Raw genomic sequence first — 14,240 nt, forward strand, 5'->3', positions numbered from 1 at the left:
GCCTGCTGCTAAAAAGAATGGGGGCTTCTTGCGCGCGGGGCGCTGGCAAGTCAAGCCAAGGGGGTCGGTATCACGCAGGATTGGGGATCGGCAGGGCTTCGATCACCACAAAAGCCTGCGCCCAAGGGTGATCGTCGGTCAGTGTCACATGAATAATCGCGTGATGACCGGGCGGGGTCAGGGTGGCCAGACGCGCGGCTGCCCAACCGGTCACCTCCATCACAGGCTGGCCGGTGCGCAGATTGCGCACGGACATGTCTTTCCACGCGATGCCCATGGCAAGGCCGGTGCCCAGCGCCTTTGAACAGGCCTCTTTCGCGGCCCAGCGTTTGGCATAGATTGCGGCAGGCTTTGCATTGCGTTCGGCCCGCGCCTGTTCCAGCGGGGTAAAGACGCGGTTGCGAAAGCGGTCGCCGAAACGGGCCAGCGTCCCCTCGACCCGTTCGATGTTACAAAGATCCGTCCCGACGCCAATAATCATGCGCGGGCGATATCCATCTGGCGGCGCATCTCAGCAATCGCGGCATCAAGGCCGATGAAAATCGCCTCGCCCATCAGGAAATGGCCGATGTTCAACTCGCGAATAAAGGGGATCGCAGCGATCGGGCCCACGCTGTCGAAATTCAAACCGTGGCCGGCGTGCACCTCGAGCCCCAGCGCATCGGCGAATTCGGCCATGGCGCGAATGCGGGCCAGTTCCGCGTCGCGCTTGGCAAAGTCGCCCGCGTCATGCGCCTCACAATAGGCGCCGGTGTGAATTTCGATCACAGGCGCGCCGATGCGGGCGGCAGCCTCGATCTGGGCGCTGTCGGCGGCGATGAACAGCGAGACGCGGGCACCGGCCTCGCGCAGGGGGGTGATGTAATCGCGCAGGTACGCTTCTTGTCCCAGCACATCGAGGCCGCCTTCGGTCGTGCGCTCCTCGCGCCGCTCGGGGACAAGGCAGACGGCATGGGGGCGGGTGGCAAGGGCGATGCGCTGCATTTCCGCCGTCGCCGCCATTTCGAAATTCAGCGGGATTTTGATAGCGGCGGCGATATCGGCCATATCGGCGTCGCGGATATGGCGGCGATCCTCGCGCAGGTGGGCGGTGATGCCATCGGCACCCGCAGCCTCGGCCAGCAGGGCGGCGCGCACAGGATCGGGGGTCGCCCCGCCGCGCGCGTTACGCACCGTTGCCACATGGTCGATATTAATGCCAAGCCGCAGTTTATCCGCCATTTTCCTCGTTCCGTGCTGGTAGCGGCTGATTTGGTGCCGCCAGTTCCGCCTGCCGCGCAAGCCGCCTGTTCCGGCGCATGTTCTGATAGGCCCGCACCAATGGCAAGGTCACGCCATAGGCCAGCACGCCAAAAACCGGCCCAAGGATCGCGCCGCCGATCAAGAAGGGCAGAAAGATCATATGCCAAAAATCGGCCAGCTCGTTCCAATGGGCGGTGGCGGGCCCGAAACCGGCCTGAATATTGTGCCACAGCTGTTTGGCGGCATTGATGAAATGTTCGGGAACGGCAGCGATCATCCCCTCGGCCGGGCGGCTGCCCATAACGGCATAACCGACGTTCAGCGCGCCCGCCATGATCGGCAGCGCGGTGAACGGATTGCCAAAGCCCTGACCGATGAAAGCCGCCAGCATGTTGCCGCGCACCAGTTTCGCGACCAGTAGCGCGATCAGCGCATGGACGCCGATAACCGGCGAAAAGCTGGCCGCAACACCCGCCGCAATGCCGCGCGCGATCCGTTCGGGACTGTCGGGCAGGCGCTGAATGCGGCGGCTGATATAATGCGCGGGCCTGAGCCAGCCCTTTTGCGGCCAAAAGGTGGCACGCAACGCATGCCCAAAGCTGCGAGGCTCGCGCCGTTTGAACATTTAGTGGCCCGTTGCCCCAGCCGCAGGCAGCGCGGCCGACCAGCTGAGATTGCGATGCGCATCGCGCAGGCGCAGCAATGACGAGACATGGCTATCCGCGTCCAGCGCCGTCATCACACGGTGCAGATGTTCGGCATCGCGCACATCGACATCAATGCGCAGGCTGTAGAAATCCAGCTTGCGATCGAGGAAATCGAGGTCCGAGATATTGGCGTCCTGCTCGCCAATCAGCGTGCAGACGCGGCCCAGAACGCCCGCATCATTGGCGACAGACAGTTCCAGCGAGACGGTGTTGATCGCGCGGTGCTGCCCCTCTTGCCAGCGCAGATCGACCCAGCGATCGGGCTGATCCTCGTATTCCGACAGGGCCGGGCAGTCGATGGCATGGACGATAACACCCTGACCGCGGAATGTGATGCCGACGATCCGCTCGCCCGGCACCGGCTGGCAGCAGGGCGCACGGCGGAAACTTTGGTCGGGGCTAAGGCCGACGACCGCTTTTTCCGCGTCGATTTCATTCGCATCGCGCAGCTTCAGATCGGGATAGATGGCGCGCACAACCTCGCGCGCGGTAATTTCGGCGGCTCCGACGCGCAGCAAAAGCTGCTCGGCATTCTCGAAAGCCAGCGCGCGCGCGGCGGTGGCCAGCGCTTTGTCAGTGGATTTTTTCCCTGCGTTTTCAAAGGCCACGCGGGTCAGCTCGGTGCCAAGCTTGATGAACCGGTCACGGTCCTTTTCGCGCAGCCAACGGCGGATCGCGGATTTCGCGCGGCCGGTGACGGCAATGTCGATCCATGTCGCCTGCGGGGTCTGGCCGTCGGCGATGATAATCTCGACCGATTGACCGTTCTTCAGCCGTGTCCACAGCGGCACGCGCAGCCCGTCGACCTTGGCGCCGACGCAGGCATGGCCGATGCGGGTGTGGATCGCATAGGCGAAATCAATCGGGGTCGCGCCTTGCGGCAGCTTGATTACTTCGCCCTTGGGGGTAAAGCAAAAGACCTGATCTTGATACATCTCAAGCTTGAACGTCTCGAGGAATTCGTCGTGGTCCTGATCCTCTTCGAACCGCTCGGAGAGTTGCGCGATCCAGCGGGCGGGATCGACGACAAAGCGGTTCTGCACCGGCTCGCCGTCGCGATAGGACCAGTGGGCCGCGACGCCTGCCTCGGCCACTTCGTGCATTTCGCGGGTGCGGATCTGCACCTCGACCCGCTTGCCGCCGCGCGCGGACACAGCCGTATGGATCGAGCGGTAGCCGTTCGATTTGGGCTGGCTGATGTAATCTTTGAACCGGCCGGGGACCGAGCGCCAGCGTTGATGGATCGCCCCCAGCGCGCGATAGCAATCGACATCGGTTTTCGTGATCACGCGAAAGCCATAGATGTCCGACAATTGCGAGAAGCTTTGATCCTTCTCCTGCATTTTGCGCCAGATCGAATAGGGCTTTTTCGCGCGGCCATGCACCTCGGCGGGAATGCCGGATTTCTCGAACTCGGCCAGCAGGTCGGTTTTGATCTGATCGACCAGATCGCCCGATTCCTGTTGGATCAGGCTGAACCGCTGGATGATGGAATCGCGCGCCTCGGGGTTGAGGACGCGAAAGGCCATATCCTCCAGCTCTTCACGCATCCATTGCATCCCCATGCGGCCGGCAAGCGGCGCATAGATATCCATGGTTTCGCGGGCTTTTTTCACCTGCTTTTCCGGCCGCATCGAGGCGATGGTGCGCATATTGTGCAAGCGGTCGGCCAGCTTGACCAATGTCACCCGCAAATCGCGCGAGGTTGCCATGATCAACTTGCGGAAATTCTCGGCCTGTTTGGTTTCAGCCGAATGCAGTTGCAGATTGGTCAGTTTGGTGACGCCATCGACCAGATCGGCAATGACCGCGCCAAAGCGGGCCTCGACCTCGGCATAGGTGGCGCGGGTGTCCTCGACCGTATCATGCAGCAGGGCGGTGATGATCGTGGCATCATCCATCTGTTGCTGCGCCAGGATCATCGCGACGGCTACGGGATGGGTGAAATAGGGCTCGCCCGAATGGCGGTACTGGCCGTCATGCATCAGACGGCCGAATTCCCAGGCATCGCGCAGCAGGGATTCATTGGTGGCGGGATTATAGCTGCGCACGCGCGCGATCAGATCGTCTTGCGTGATCAGCGGTTCGGGCACGACTTGCGCCGCGCCCGCAGGCAGGGTGGGGGCGTTGTTATCCACCCCCGTCGACAAAGCCACATCAGACCGCGTTACATCAGGCGGGCCCTGATCATTCGCCGCCGCGCTGGCTTTGTCACTGCCTTCCATGGGTGTGGCCTCAGCGGCCCTCTTGCGCTTGCAGCAGCTCGCGCAGCAGGCGCTCTTCGGTCATGTCGTCCTGGGCGGGACGATCCAGCTCGGCGCTCATCAGCAGAGCCATCGAATCGTCTTCGGGCTCGTCGACTTCGATCTCGTGCTGGTTGGCTTCGATCATCCGCTCGCGCAGGTCATCGGCCAGCTGGGTTTCTTCGGCGATCTCGCGCAGCGATACAACGGGGTTCTTGTCGTTGTCGCGCGGCACAGTCAGGGCCGACCCTGCAGCGATCTCGCGTGCACGATGTGCGGCCAGCATGACCAGTTCGAAACGGTTCGGAATCTTGTCTACACAATCTTCGACGGTGACACGTGCCATGCGACTACTCCCCTTCGGTGGGTTTGACGGGTCTTGCCGGTAGCTACCCGCACGAATCCGATATATCGTGCAGCGACCGGGGGAAAACATTCATTTAGAGGGGGCAGACGCGGAACGCAAGGGCCGCAGGCAGGATAGCGAGGATATCCGTGTCAAATTCGCCGTTGGGGAGGGGTATCCGTTAAAACCGCGCGGTCTTATTTTAGAGTTGCTCTAAATTTGGTTAACGCAACTTTATTATAGACGAGGATTTTCCGCGTGTTTTCGGTAATTTGGGGGAACTTTAGACTTTATGCAGCATTAGATTCGCGTTTTACTTGCACCGCGAGGTGAAGTTGTTAACTAATTTGTTATCCGCTGCACATCGCACTGATGTTTCATTTCCTGTTTCCGTAGCAGACCGCGATTGGAAGGATAATATATGTTTTACCGGGACGAGCGGATTGCGCTCTTTATCGATGGGGCGAATCTGTATGCCGCATCGAAATCCTTGGGGTTTGATATCGACTACAAACTGTTGCGTAGCGAGTTCATGCGACGCGGACGGCTGATCCGTGCTTTCTACTATACAGCGCTGCTTGAGAACGAGGAATATTCCCCGATCCGACCATTGGTTGACTGGCTGCATTACAACGGCTTTTCAATGCGTACAAAGCCCGCGAAAGAGTTTCAGGACGCCCAAGGCCGCCGCAAGATCAAAGGCAATATGGATATCGAGCTGACCGTCGATGCGATGGAATTGGCGCCCCATGTCGATCACATTGTTCTGTTCTCGGGCGATGGCGATTTCCGTCCATTGATCGAGGCGCTGCAGCGGCGCGGCGTGCGCGTATCGGTTGTATCCACCGTGCGTAGCCAGCCGCCGATGATTGCCGATGAATTGCGCCGTCAGGCTGATAATTTCATCGAACTGGACGAGCTGCGCGATGTGCTGGGTCGCCCGCCGCGCCCCGATGCCCGCCCCGGTATGCCGCGCGACGAGACGGTCGAGACGCAAAGCCTGCTGGATTAAACCACGCCCGGCGCCCTTTACGGGGGCGCCGCATCGGCTTATCTGAAAGGGCAACGCTGTCTCGGAGCCTCGCCCATGTCCCTGCCTCCTCTTACGGTCTATCTGGCCGCACCGCGCGGCTTTTGTGCCGGTGTGGATCGCGCGATCCGTATTGTGGAAATGGCGCTGGAAAAATGGGGCGCGCCGGTTTTTGTGCGCCACGAGATTGTTCATAACAAATATGTCGTCGACGCGCTGCGCGCCAAAGGTGCAGTCTTTGTCGAGGAATTGGATGAATGTCCCGAAGATCGCCCTGTGATCTTTTCGGCGCATGGCGTGCCGAAATCTGTCCCGGCCGAGGCGGTGCGCCGCAATATGATCCATGTCGATGCCACCTGTCCGCTGGTGACAAAGGTGCATAACGAGGCCGCCCGTCATCATACCAACGGTTTGCAGATGATCATGGTCGGTCACAAGGGCCACCCCGAGGTCATCGGCACCATGGGCCAACTGCCCGATGGCGAGGTGATGCTGGTCGAGACGCTCGCCGATGTCGCGACGGTTCAGGTGCGTGACCCCGCGCGCCTGGCGATGATCACACAGACCACATTGTCGGTCGATGATACTGCCGAGATTGCCGCCGCGCTGAAAGCCCGCTTTCCGGCGATCAATGTCCCCGCGAAAGAGGACATTTGCTATGCCACCACCAATCGGCAAGAGGCGGTCAAAGTGATGGCCCCCAAATGCGATGCGATCCTTGTGGTCGGCGCGCCCAATTCCTCGAACTCGAAACGTCTGGTCGAGGTCGGCAGCCGCGCCGGTTGCGATTACTCGCAGCTTGTCCAGCGCGCGGATGAGATTGATTGGCGGGCCTTGCAGGGCATCCGCACATTGGGTGTAACCGCCGGCGCCTCGGCCCCCGAAATTTTGATCGAAGAAGTGATCGATGCGTTTCGCGCCCATTATGACGTAACGGTTGAACTGGTCGTGACCGCCGAAGAACGGGTAGAGTTCAAAGTTCCCAAAGTCCTGCGCGAGCCTGCCTGATATGCCTGAATTCATCTGCTTTACCGACGGCGCCTGTTCGGGCAACCCGGGGCCCGGCGGTTGGGGCGTTTTGATGCAGGCGCGCGAGGGTGGGGCCGTGGTCAAAGAGCGACCGCTCTGCGGCGGCGAGGCGATGACCACCAATAACCGCATGGAATTATTGGCCGCGATCAATGCTTTGGAAAACTTTACGCGTTCCAGCACCATCACCATCGTGACCGACAGCGTCTATGTGAAAGACGGCATTGGCGCGTGGCTGTTCAACTGGAAGCGCAACGGCTGGCGTACCTCGCAGGGCAAGCCGGTCAAGAATGATGATCTGTGGCGGCGTCTGGATGCCGAGGTGCAGCGCCATCAGGTGACGTGGAAATGGGTCAAGGGTCACGCGGGCCATCCCGAGAATGAACGCGCGGACGAACTCGCCCGCCAAGGCATGGCCCCGTTCAAGGCCGCCCGCGCGCTTTAACGCTGGAAAGCGCAGGGCTTGCCTGCTAGCCAGTCGGGCGATGCATCTAAAGGCCCGTCCATGTCCAATTATATCCTGACCGTTACCTGCGCTACGACCCGTGGCATTGTTGCTGCTGTCTCGGGGTTCTTGGCGGAAAACGGTTGTAATATCACCGATTCCGCGCAGTTCGACGATGTGCTGACGGGCAAGTTTTTCATGCGTATCAGCGTCACCAGCCAAGAGGGCGCGACGCTTGCCGATCTGCAAAGCCGCTTTGCAACTGTGGGTGCGCGCTTTGGCATGGAATTTGCCTTTTTTGACGCCAGCGAACGGGTCAAGGCGGTGATCATGGTCAGCCGTTTTGGCCATTGTCTGAATGATCTGCTGTATCGCCAGCGCATCGGCGCGCTGCCCATTGATATCGTGGGGGTGATCTCGAACCACTTCGAATATCAAAAGCTGGTGGTGAACCACGATATCCCCTTCCACCACATCCGCGTCACGCCCCAGAACAAGCCCGAGGCCGAGGCCGCCCAGATGCAGATCCTGCGCGAGACCGGTGCCGAGCTGGTGGTGCTGGCCCGTTATATGCAGATCCTGTCGGACGAGATGTGCCGCGAGATGTCGGGGCGGATCATTAATATCCACCACTCGTTCCTGCCCAGTTTCAAAGGGGCAAACCCCTATAAACAGGCGTACGAGCGGGGCGTAAAGTTAATTGGCGCGACGTCACATTATGTAACGGCAGATCTGGACGAAGGCCCGATCATCGAACAAGATACGGTCCGCGTGACTCATGCGCAGTCGCCCGAGGATTACGTCAGCCTTGGTCGCGATGTTGAAAGTCAGGTTCTGGCGCGTGCGATCCACGCGCATATTCACCGCCGTGTCTTTATCAACGGCAATAAAACCGTCGTCTTCCCGGCCTCGCCCGGATCTTATGCATCGGAACGGATGGGATGAAATATCTATTAGCCGCATTATTGCTGGTGCCTTTGCCCGCCTTTGCGCAGGGCGAGGATAAGGGCGATTGCCCTGATGCCTCCTCGACATCGGAAATCGTTGTTTGCCTGAACGAGCTGTATTCAACGGCGCAGCTGGAAATGCAGGTGCGGCTGGACGGGTTGGTCGCGGGCATGGCATCCAGCAATCGCGTTGCGGCGCTGAATGCGGCGCAAGCTGTCTGGAAAGCCTTTCGTCAGTTGGAATGCGAATCGCAGGCGCTGATCGCCGAAGGTGGCACCCTTGCCAATGTGCTGGGGGCCAGTTGCTATCTGCATATGACGCGCGACCGGATTGTGGCGTTGAACGCCTACGATCAGACCAATTAAAGCCGCGCGGGCAGTGTCAGGCCCAGCAGCGCGTCGGCCACCGGCATGGCGCGTTTGCCCTCGCGCTGGATGTCCAGCACGCGCAGGGCGCCGCTGCCGCAGGCCACGGTAAAGCCGTCTAGCACGGTGCCAGCCGCTGCCGTGCCGGGCACCGCCTCGGCGCGCAGCAGTTTCACCCGCTCATCCCCGATCATGCACCACGCACCCGGAAAAGGGGACAGCCCGTTGATCTGGCGGGCAACCGTGGGGGCGGGGCGCGTCCAGTCGACCAGCGCTTCGGCCTTGTCGATCTTGGCGGCATAGGTCACGCCATCCTCGGGCTGTACCTGCGGGATCAGGCCGCCCAGCCGTTCCAGCGTATCGATAATCATCCTTGCGCCCATCTGGGAAAGGCGCTGGTGCAGATCGCCGCTGGTATCCGTCGCACCGATCGGGGTTGCCGCGCGCAGCAGCACCGGGCCGGTATCAAGGCCCGCCTCCATCTGCATGATGCAGACGCCGGTTTCCGCATCGCCCGCCATGATTGCGCGCTGGATCGGGGCGGCACCGCGCCAACGCGGCAAAAGGCTCGCGTGGATGTTCAGGCAGCCATGTTTGGGCGCATCCAGCACCACCTGCGGCAAGATCAGGCCATAGGCGACCACGACCGCGACATCGGCATTCAGCGCCGCAAATTCGGCTTGCTCATCCGCGCCGCGCAGCGATTTGGGGTGGCGCACCATCAGCCCCAGGCTTTCGGCGCGGGCATGGACCGGCGTGGGGCGGTCTTTTTTGCCGCGACCGGCAGGGCGGGGCGGCTGGCAATAGACGCAGGCGATCTCGTGCCCGGCCGCGACCAGCGCCTCCAAAACCCCAACGGAAAAATCAGGGGTGCCCATAAAGACGACGCGCATCAGCCGAACTTCCTTGCCTTGCGCAAAAACATGTCGCGCTTGATTTTGCTAAGGCGGTCAAAATACATCTTGCCCGCCAGATGGTCGATCTGATGCTGCATCGAGGTGGCCCAAAGCCCGACCAGATCGCGTTCCTCGACCTCGCCCCATGCGTTCAGGAACCGCACCGTGACGGCACGGGGTCGGCTGATGACAGCGCTGATCCCCGGCAGATTTGGCGACGCTTCCTCGTGCTCGCGCAGTTGCACCGAGGCGTGCAAAATCTCGGGGTTGGCCATGCGGATCGCCTGACCGCGCGCATCCGATGCATCGACCACGGCCAGCGCCAGCGGCACGCCCAGTTGCACCGCGGCAAGGCCGACGCCCGGCATCGCATCCATCGCCTCGACCATCTCGTCCCATAGGGCGGTGATCTCGGGGGTGATCGCCTCGACCTGGGCGGCGGGTTTGCGCAGCACGGGGGCGGGCCACATCACAAAGGGACGGTGCATCTATTCGCCCCGCGCGCGTTCACGCTTTAGCTTTTCCATCTTGCGGGTGATCAACTGCCGCTTCATCGGACCCAGATAGTCGATGAACAGCTTGCCGTCCAAATGGTCGATCTCGTGCTGGACGCAGGTGGCCCATAGGCCCTCCATCTCGCGGTCCTGTTCATTGCCGTTCAGATCCAGCCAGCGCACTTTGACCGAGGCGGGACGCTCGACCTCGGCATATTGGTCGGGGATCGACAGACAGCCTTCCTCATAGACCGAGCGGTCGTCCGAAGACCAGACGATCTGCGGGTTCACCATGACCAAGGGCTGCGGCGCGTCCGGGTCTTTGGCACAATCCAGCACGATGATGCGCTGCAATTGACCGACCTGCGGCCCCGCAAGGCCAATGCCGGGCGCGTCATACATGGTTTCCAGCATGTCATCGGCCAGCCGACGGATCTCGTCCGAGATGTCGGGCAGCGGCTTTGCGATGGCGCGCAGGCGCGGATCGGGGTGGATAAGAATAGGGCGCGTTGTCATGGCACCGCATGTAAGCCAGCGCGCCCCGGCTTTCAACACAAACAAAGGAGTATTGCACGGGGCGATGCACTCTTGGCGCGGCGCTGCAACGGCGCTAGCCTGCCGTGATTAAGGAGAGTTTCCGATGGATTTTGACGAGCTGATTGACCGACGCAATACGCATTGCAACAAATGGGATGATATGGAGCGCCTGTTCGGCGTCAGTCCCGATACCGGCATTGCGATGTGGGTGGCGGATATGGACTTTCGCCCGCCCGCAGCGGTGCAGAACGCCCTGCTAAAGATGCTCGATCACGGTGTCTATGGCTATTTCGGCAACGAAACCCCCTACCGCGAGGCGATTGCCTGGTGGATGCAGGCCCGCCATGGCTGGACGGTCGACACCAGCGATATTTTCACCACCCACGGTCTGGTGAATGCGACGGGTCTTGCGGTTACCGCCTATACCCAACCTGGCGATGGCGTCGTGCTGTTCACGCCGGTTTATCACGCCTTTGCCCGCACGATCCGCGCGGCGGGGCGCGCGGTGGTCGAATGCCCGCTGGTGAATAATGCGGGCCGCTATGAATTCGACTTTGCCGCCTATGATGCGCAGATGACGGGCGCGGAAAAGATGGTGATCCTGTGCTCGCCCCATAACCCCGGCGGCCGCGTCTGGACGCGCGAGGAGTTGCAGGGGGTCGCCGATTTCGCGCGCCGCCATGATCTGATCCTGGTCTCGGACGAGATTCACCACGATCTGGTCATGCCCGGCCATACGCATATTCCGATGACCAAAATCGACGGTATCGCTGATCGTCTGGTGATGATGACCGCGGCGACCAAGACGTTCAACATCGCGGGCGCGCATATTGGTAATGTCATCATCAGCGACCCCGCCCTGAAAAAGCGCTTTGCCGATCTGATGATGGGCCTTGGGATTTCGCCCAATTCCTTTGGCCTGCATATGGTCACCGCCGCCTATTCGCCCGAGGGCGCGGCTTGGGTCGATGCGCTGAACCTTTATCTGGATGGCAACCGCCGTTTGCTGGAGGAGGGCCTGTCGGCCATTCCGGGTGTGCAAGCGATGGCGCTGGAATCCACCTATCTGTCTTGGGTGGATTTCGCAGGCACCGGCATGTCCGAAGACGAGGTCAAGCGCCGCATCGTCACCGAGGCCGGCGTTGCCGCCAATTATGGCCCGACCTTTGGCAAGGGCGGCGAGACGTTCATGCGCTTTAACTTTGCCACGCCCCGCGCGCGGGTGCAGGACGCGGTCAATCGGATCAGCGCGGCTTTCGCCGACCTGCAGTAATCAGTGATAGGGCAGCAGCAAGGGGGTTTCCTCTTGCTGCGCGAAATCCAGCGGTCGCGTCTCGCTGACATGCGCGATCCATTTGAAATCATAGATGCGCTGGCCGTCTTCCTCGCGCGAGGTGACAAGCAGGCATTGATACAAATGGCGGGGGCCGTCGAAAATATCCACAAGGCCGCGCAGCGGCGCACGGTGGCTGGCGTCCAGCGCAAGTCCATTATCCCACAGCGCCAAAATCCGGTGCACCTGATCATCGATCTGGATGCTGAGGCGACCCGCGCGGCGTTGATCGGCGCGGCGCGCATCATCGATGCCGCGGCGTACAGCTTCGGGAAGGAAATTGAACATGAGGCCCTCCTTGCTCTGGTGATTCTGTTTCACCTTGCCCTGATATAGTAACCGGCAGATGAACATTTGGTTCAGTGCAATCGCATCCCCCCTGCAAGATTTCGCCACTGTGCATTGGCGCAGGGGCACTGCGCGGGGGCGGCGGTGTGCAGGGCCTGCGCCGCAGCCTATGTTATCCCCAAGCATTGTAACGAGGATCGCATCATGGGCCAGCTGGTCGACGGAAAATGGCAAGACGTCTGGTATGACACCAAAAGCACAGGCGGCGCTTTTGTGCGCACCACGACGGCATTCCGCAACTGGATCACAGCCGATGGCGCCAAGGACGGCTATGCCGCCGAAAGCGGGCGCTATCATCTTTATGTCAGCTATGCCTGCCCTTGGGCGCATCGCACGCTGATCTTTCGCGCCTTGAAGGGCCTGCAGGATCATATCACCGTCTCGGTCGTGCATCCGCATATGCTGTCGGATGGCTGGACGTTCGGCGATGATTTCCCGGGTGCCACGGGCGATACGCTGATGGGCCTGCCGTTTATGCGTGACGTCTATCTGGCGGCTGATCCTAGCATTTCGGGCCGCGTGACGGTGCCGGTGCTGTGGGACAAAAAGACCGGCACCATCGTGTCTAATGAGTCGGCCGAGATTATCCGCATGCTGAATTCGGCCTTTGACGGGCTGACCGGTAATGCAGACGATTACGTCCCCACCGATCTGCTGCCCCAGATCGACGCGCTGAACGCCCGTATCTATGATGAGGTGAACAACGGCGTCTACAAAGCCGGTTTCGCGACCACCCAAGCCGCCTATGATAAGGCCGTCTATCCGCTATTCGACGCGCTGGATTGGCTTGAAGGCATCTTGTCGGAAAACCGCTATCTGACCGGCGATCGCCTGACCGAGGCCGATTGGCGTCTGTTCACGACGATCATCCGGTTTGATGCCGTCTATCACACGCATTTCAAATGCAACCGTGCGCGCATCGTGGATTATCCGAACCTTTATGCCTGGACGCGCGAGCTGTATCAGGTGCCGGGCGTGGCCGAGACGGTGAATTTCGACCATATCGTGCAGCACTATTACTACAGCCACGACACGATTAACCCGCATCGCATTGTGCCGCTGGGGCCGGTGCCTGCCTTTGACGCGCCTCACGGGCGCGGTTGACCCTACCACCCGCCGTTGATTGGTGCGATACAGCCGCCAATCAACGAAAGGTGCGATCATGACAGAGGTTTCGGGCCGGATTCTGACGGCGGATGGCTGGATCGAGGGGCGTGTCGTCTGGGCGGATGACCGCATCAGCGCCATCATCCCCGCGGATGTCGCGCACGACGCCCCGCTGATCCTGCCGGGCTTTATCGACCTGCATTGCCATGGCGGCGGCGGCGCGGACCTGATGGAGGGCGGCGATGCCGCCGCCAAGATCGCGGCGCTGCACGCACGCTATGGCACCACCGCCATGCTGGCCACCACCATGACGGATACTGTTCCCGCGATCACGCGTGCCATGGCCGATACCGGCGCGGTGATGGGGGCGCAGGCCGCCGATCAGGCCGCGATCCTTGGTGTCCACCTCGAGGGGCCATTCATTGACGCCACCCGCCTTGGCGCCCAGCCGGATGAGGCGATCCCCGCCAGTATCGCGCTGATCGACACGTTCCACGCCCTTGCGCCCATTCGCGTCGTCACTATGGCACCCGAGGCTGACCCCGATGGTACCGTGACAGCCTATCTTGATGGCAAAGGCATCCGCGTCCAGATCGGGCATTCATCCTGCGATTACGAGACGGCGGCCGCCGCCTTTGCCTCGGGCCGCCATGGCGTGACGCATATGTTCAACGCGATGACCGGCCTGCACCACCGCGCACCGGGTATCGTCGGTGCGGCGCTCGCGCATGCGCAACACGCCGAACTGATCCCTGACCTGTTGCATGTCCACCCCGGCGCGATCCGCGCCGCGCTGCGGGCGATCCCGAACCTTTATGCGGTGACGGATGCCTGTGCGGCGGCGGGGATGCCGGACGGCGATTATCGCCTCGGTACCCAGCCGGTGCGCCGCTGCGGCAATGGCGTGCGGCTGGCCGATGGCACGCTGGCGGGGTCTTGCCTGACGCTGCTCGAGGCGTTTCGCAATCTGGTGTCGATTGGCCTGAGTGTCGAGGAAGCCTCGGCCCGCACCTCGACCATCGCGGCGGATTACATCGGCCTCTGGGATCGCGGCCGCATCGCGGTCGGGGGCGTTGCGGATATGGTCGTGCTGGGGACGGATGATTTCCACCTGCAACATGTCATCATGCGCGGCGTGATGGCCGAGGGGGCGAACCCCTAAGCCACCCC

Annotated in this window: 17 protein-coding genes; 8 read left to right on the forward strand and 9 right to left on the reverse strand. The window is 61.5% G+C overall.

Annotation, left to right across the window (positions count from 1 at the left end):
- Positions 1–70: 70 nt before the first annotated feature.
- The 5 genes from acpS to rpoZ are packed head-to-tail and all read right to left on the reverse strand — an operon-like array spanning position 71 to position 4,538.
- Entirely contained in the window at positions 71–481 is a 411-nt protein-coding gene (gene acpS / locus KVU_RS00835; RefSeq protein ID WP_013383417.1) for a holo-ACP synthase, read from the reverse strand.
- Positions 478–1,221: a pyridoxine 5'-phosphate synthase gene (locus KVU_RS00840; RefSeq protein ID WP_013383418.1), complete on the reverse strand. Its 744-nt coding sequence runs from the start codon at positions 1,219–1,221 to the stop codon at positions 478–480. Before KVU_RS00840 ends, acpS begins: the two co-directional genes overlap by 4 nt.
- The gene (locus tag KVU_RS00845; RefSeq protein WP_013383419.1) at positions 1,211–1,867 is read right to left on the reverse strand and encodes a DUF2062 domain-containing protein; all 657 of its coding nucleotides are present in this window, start codon (positions 1,865–1,867) and stop codon (positions 1,211–1,213) included. Before KVU_RS00845 ends, KVU_RS00840 begins: the two co-directional genes overlap by 11 nt.
- Positions 1,868–4,174, reverse strand: coding sequence for a RelA/SpoT family protein (locus KVU_RS00850; protein WP_013383420.1), 2,307 nt, complete (start codon positions 4,172–4,174; stop codon positions 1,868–1,870).
- 10 nt (positions 4,175–4,184) lie between these two features.
- Complete coding sequence (gene rpoZ / locus KVU_RS00855) at positions 4,185–4,538, reverse strand: DNA-directed RNA polymerase subunit omega (protein WP_013383421.1); 354 nt, start codon at positions 4,536–4,538, stop codon at positions 4,185–4,187.
- A 421-nt stretch (positions 4,539–4,959) separates the two neighbouring features.
- Here rpoZ and KVU_RS00860 point away from each other — a divergent pair, with 421 nt between their 5' ends.
- The 5 genes from KVU_RS00860 (at position 4,960) to KVU_RS00880 (ending at position 8,355) form a co-directional block, all read left to right on the forward strand.
- On the forward strand, positions 4,960–5,550 hold the full coding sequence (locus tag KVU_RS00860; RefSeq protein ID WP_013383422.1) for a LabA-like NYN domain-containing protein: 591 nt from the start codon (positions 4,960–4,962) through the stop codon (positions 5,548–5,550).
- 75 nt (positions 5,551–5,625) lie between these two features.
- The gene (gene ispH / locus KVU_RS00865) at positions 5,626–6,576 is read left to right on the forward strand and encodes a 4-hydroxy-3-methylbut-2-enyl diphosphate reductase (protein WP_014537458.1); all 951 of its coding nucleotides are present in this window, start codon (positions 5,626–5,628) and stop codon (positions 6,574–6,576) included.
- A gap of 1 nt (position 6,577) precedes the next feature.
- Positions 6,578–7,042 carry a ribonuclease HI gene (rnhA, locus tag KVU_RS00870; protein WP_013383423.1) on the forward strand — a complete coding sequence of 155 codons (465 nt, stop codon included), beginning with the start codon at positions 6,578–6,580 and terminating at the stop codon, positions 7,040–7,042.
- Positions 7,043–7,102: 60 nt separating this feature from the next.
- Positions 7,103–7,987: a formyltetrahydrofolate deformylase gene (gene purU / locus KVU_RS00875; RefSeq protein ID WP_013383424.1), complete on the forward strand. Its 885-nt coding sequence runs from the start codon at positions 7,103–7,105 to the stop codon at positions 7,985–7,987.
- Positions 7,984–8,355, forward strand: a complete 372-nt coding sequence (locus KVU_RS00880) for a lysozyme inhibitor LprI family protein (RefSeq protein ID WP_013383425.1) — start codon at positions 7,984–7,986, stop codon at positions 8,353–8,355. The genes purU and KVU_RS00880 overlap by 4 nt, the downstream gene beginning before the upstream one ends.
- Here KVU_RS00880 and fmt read toward each other — a convergent pair.
- The 3 genes from fmt to def (KVU_RS00895) are packed head-to-tail and all read right to left on the reverse strand — an operon-like array spanning position 8,352 to position 10,261.
- The gene (gene fmt, locus KVU_RS00885) at positions 8,352–9,248 is read right to left on the reverse strand and encodes a methionyl-tRNA formyltransferase (RefSeq protein WP_013383426.1); all 897 of its coding nucleotides are present in this window, start codon (positions 9,246–9,248) and stop codon (positions 8,352–8,354) included. The genes KVU_RS00880 and fmt overlap by 4 nt on opposite strands.
- Positions 9,248–9,739 carry a peptide deformylase gene (def, locus tag KVU_RS00890; protein ID WP_013383427.1) on the reverse strand — a complete coding sequence of 164 codons (492 nt, stop codon included), beginning with the start codon at positions 9,737–9,739 and terminating at the stop codon, positions 9,248–9,250. Before def (KVU_RS00890) ends, fmt begins: the two co-directional genes overlap by 1 nt.
- A complete protein-coding gene (def, locus tag KVU_RS00895) occupies positions 9,740–10,261 on the reverse strand; it encodes a peptide deformylase (protein WP_013383428.1) in 522 nt (173 codons plus the stop codon).
- A 124-nt stretch (positions 10,262–10,385) separates the two neighbouring features.
- Between def (KVU_RS00895) and KVU_RS00900 the strand changes: the two genes are divergently transcribed.
- The gene (locus KVU_RS00900) at positions 10,386–11,555 is read left to right on the forward strand and encodes a MalY/PatB family protein (protein WP_014537460.1); all 1,170 of its coding nucleotides are present in this window, start codon (positions 10,386–10,388) and stop codon (positions 11,553–11,555) included.
- Here KVU_RS00900 and KVU_RS00905 read toward each other — a convergent pair whose 3' ends face one another.
- Entirely contained in the window at positions 11,556–11,903 is a 348-nt protein-coding gene (locus KVU_RS00905) for a hypothetical protein (protein ID WP_013383430.1), read from the reverse strand.
- A gap of 204 nt (positions 11,904–12,107) precedes the next feature.
- Between KVU_RS00905 and KVU_RS00910 the strand changes: the two genes are divergently transcribed.
- Both KVU_RS00910 and nagA read left to right on the forward strand, forming a co-directional pair.
- The gene (locus KVU_RS00910; protein WP_013383432.1) at positions 12,108–13,067 is read left to right on the forward strand and encodes a glutathione S-transferase family protein; all 960 of its coding nucleotides are present in this window, start codon (positions 12,108–12,110) and stop codon (positions 13,065–13,067) included.
- Positions 13,068–13,125: 58 nt separating this feature from the next.
- Positions 13,126–14,232, forward strand: coding sequence for an N-acetylglucosamine-6-phosphate deacetylase (nagA, locus tag KVU_RS00915; RefSeq protein ID WP_013383433.1), 1,107 nt, complete (start codon positions 13,126–13,128; stop codon positions 14,230–14,232).
- Positions 14,233–14,240: the final 8 nt, after the last annotated feature.

The sequence above is a fragment of the Ketogulonicigenium vulgare WSH-001 genome, assembly GCF_000223375.1.
Lineage (GTDB): Bacteria > Pseudomonadota > Alphaproteobacteria > Rhodobacterales > Rhodobacteraceae > Ketogulonicigenium > Ketogulonicigenium vulgare.

What these genes read in the sequence shown, in the direction of transcription:
- KVU_RS00850 (WP_013383420.1), bottom strand. Translation starts at nt 4,174, where the DNA reads ATGGAAGGCAGTGACAAAGCCAGCGCGGCGGCGAATGATCAGGGCCCG.
- purU (WP_013383424.1), top strand. Translation starts at nt 7,103, where the DNA reads ATGTCCAATTATATCCTGACCGTTACCTGCGCTACGACCCGTGGCATT.
- fmt (WP_013383426.1), bottom strand. Translation starts at nt 9,248, where the DNA reads ATGCGCGTCGTCTTTATGGGCACCCCTGATTTTTCCGTTGGGGTTTTG.
- KVU_RS00880 (WP_013383425.1), top strand. Translation starts at nt 7,984, where the DNA reads ATGAAATATCTATTAGCCGCATTATTGCTGGTGCCTTTGCCCGCCTTT.
- KVU_RS00905 (WP_013383430.1), bottom strand. Translation starts at nt 11,903, where the DNA reads ATGTTCAATTTCCTTCCCGAAGCTGTACGCCGCGGCATCGATGATGCG.
- KVU_RS00860 (WP_013383422.1), top strand. Translation starts at nt 4,960, where the DNA reads ATGTTTTACCGGGACGAGCGGATTGCGCTCTTTATCGATGGGGCGAAT.
- ispH (WP_014537458.1), top strand. Translation starts at nt 5,626, where the DNA reads ATGTCCCTGCCTCCTCTTACGGTCTATCTGGCCGCACCGCGCGGCTTT.
- def (WP_013383428.1), bottom strand. Translation starts at nt 10,261, where the DNA reads ATGACAACGCGCCCTATTCTTATCCACCCCGATCCGCGCCTGCGCGCC.
- KVU_RS00840 (WP_013383418.1), bottom strand. Translation starts at nt 1,221, where the DNA reads ATGGCGGATAAACTGCGGCTTGGCATTAATATCGACCATGTGGCAACG.
- def (WP_013383427.1), bottom strand. Translation starts at nt 9,739, where the DNA reads ATGCACCGTCCCTTTGTGATGTGGCCCGCCCCCGTGCTGCGCAAACCC.
- acpS (WP_013383417.1), bottom strand. Translation starts at nt 481, where the DNA reads ATGATTATTGGCGTCGGGACGGATCTTTGTAACATCGAACGGGTCGAG.
- KVU_RS00845 (WP_013383419.1), bottom strand. Translation starts at nt 1,867, where the DNA reads ATGTTCAAACGGCGCGAGCCTCGCAGCTTTGGGCATGCGTTGCGTGCC.
- KVU_RS00910 (WP_013383432.1), top strand. Translation starts at nt 12,108, where the DNA reads ATGGGCCAGCTGGTCGACGGAAAATGGCAAGACGTCTGGTATGACACC.
- nagA (WP_013383433.1), top strand. Translation starts at nt 13,126, where the DNA reads ATGACAGAGGTTTCGGGCCGGATTCTGACGGCGGATGGCTGGATCGAG.
- rnhA (WP_013383423.1), top strand. Translation starts at nt 6,578, where the DNA reads ATGCCTGAATTCATCTGCTTTACCGACGGCGCCTGTTCGGGCAACCCG.
- rpoZ (WP_013383421.1), bottom strand. Translation starts at nt 4,538, where the DNA reads ATGGCACGTGTCACCGTCGAAGATTGTGTAGACAAGATTCCGAACCGT.
- KVU_RS00900 (WP_014537460.1), top strand. Translation starts at nt 10,386, where the DNA reads ATGGATTTTGACGAGCTGATTGACCGACGCAATACGCATTGCAACAAA.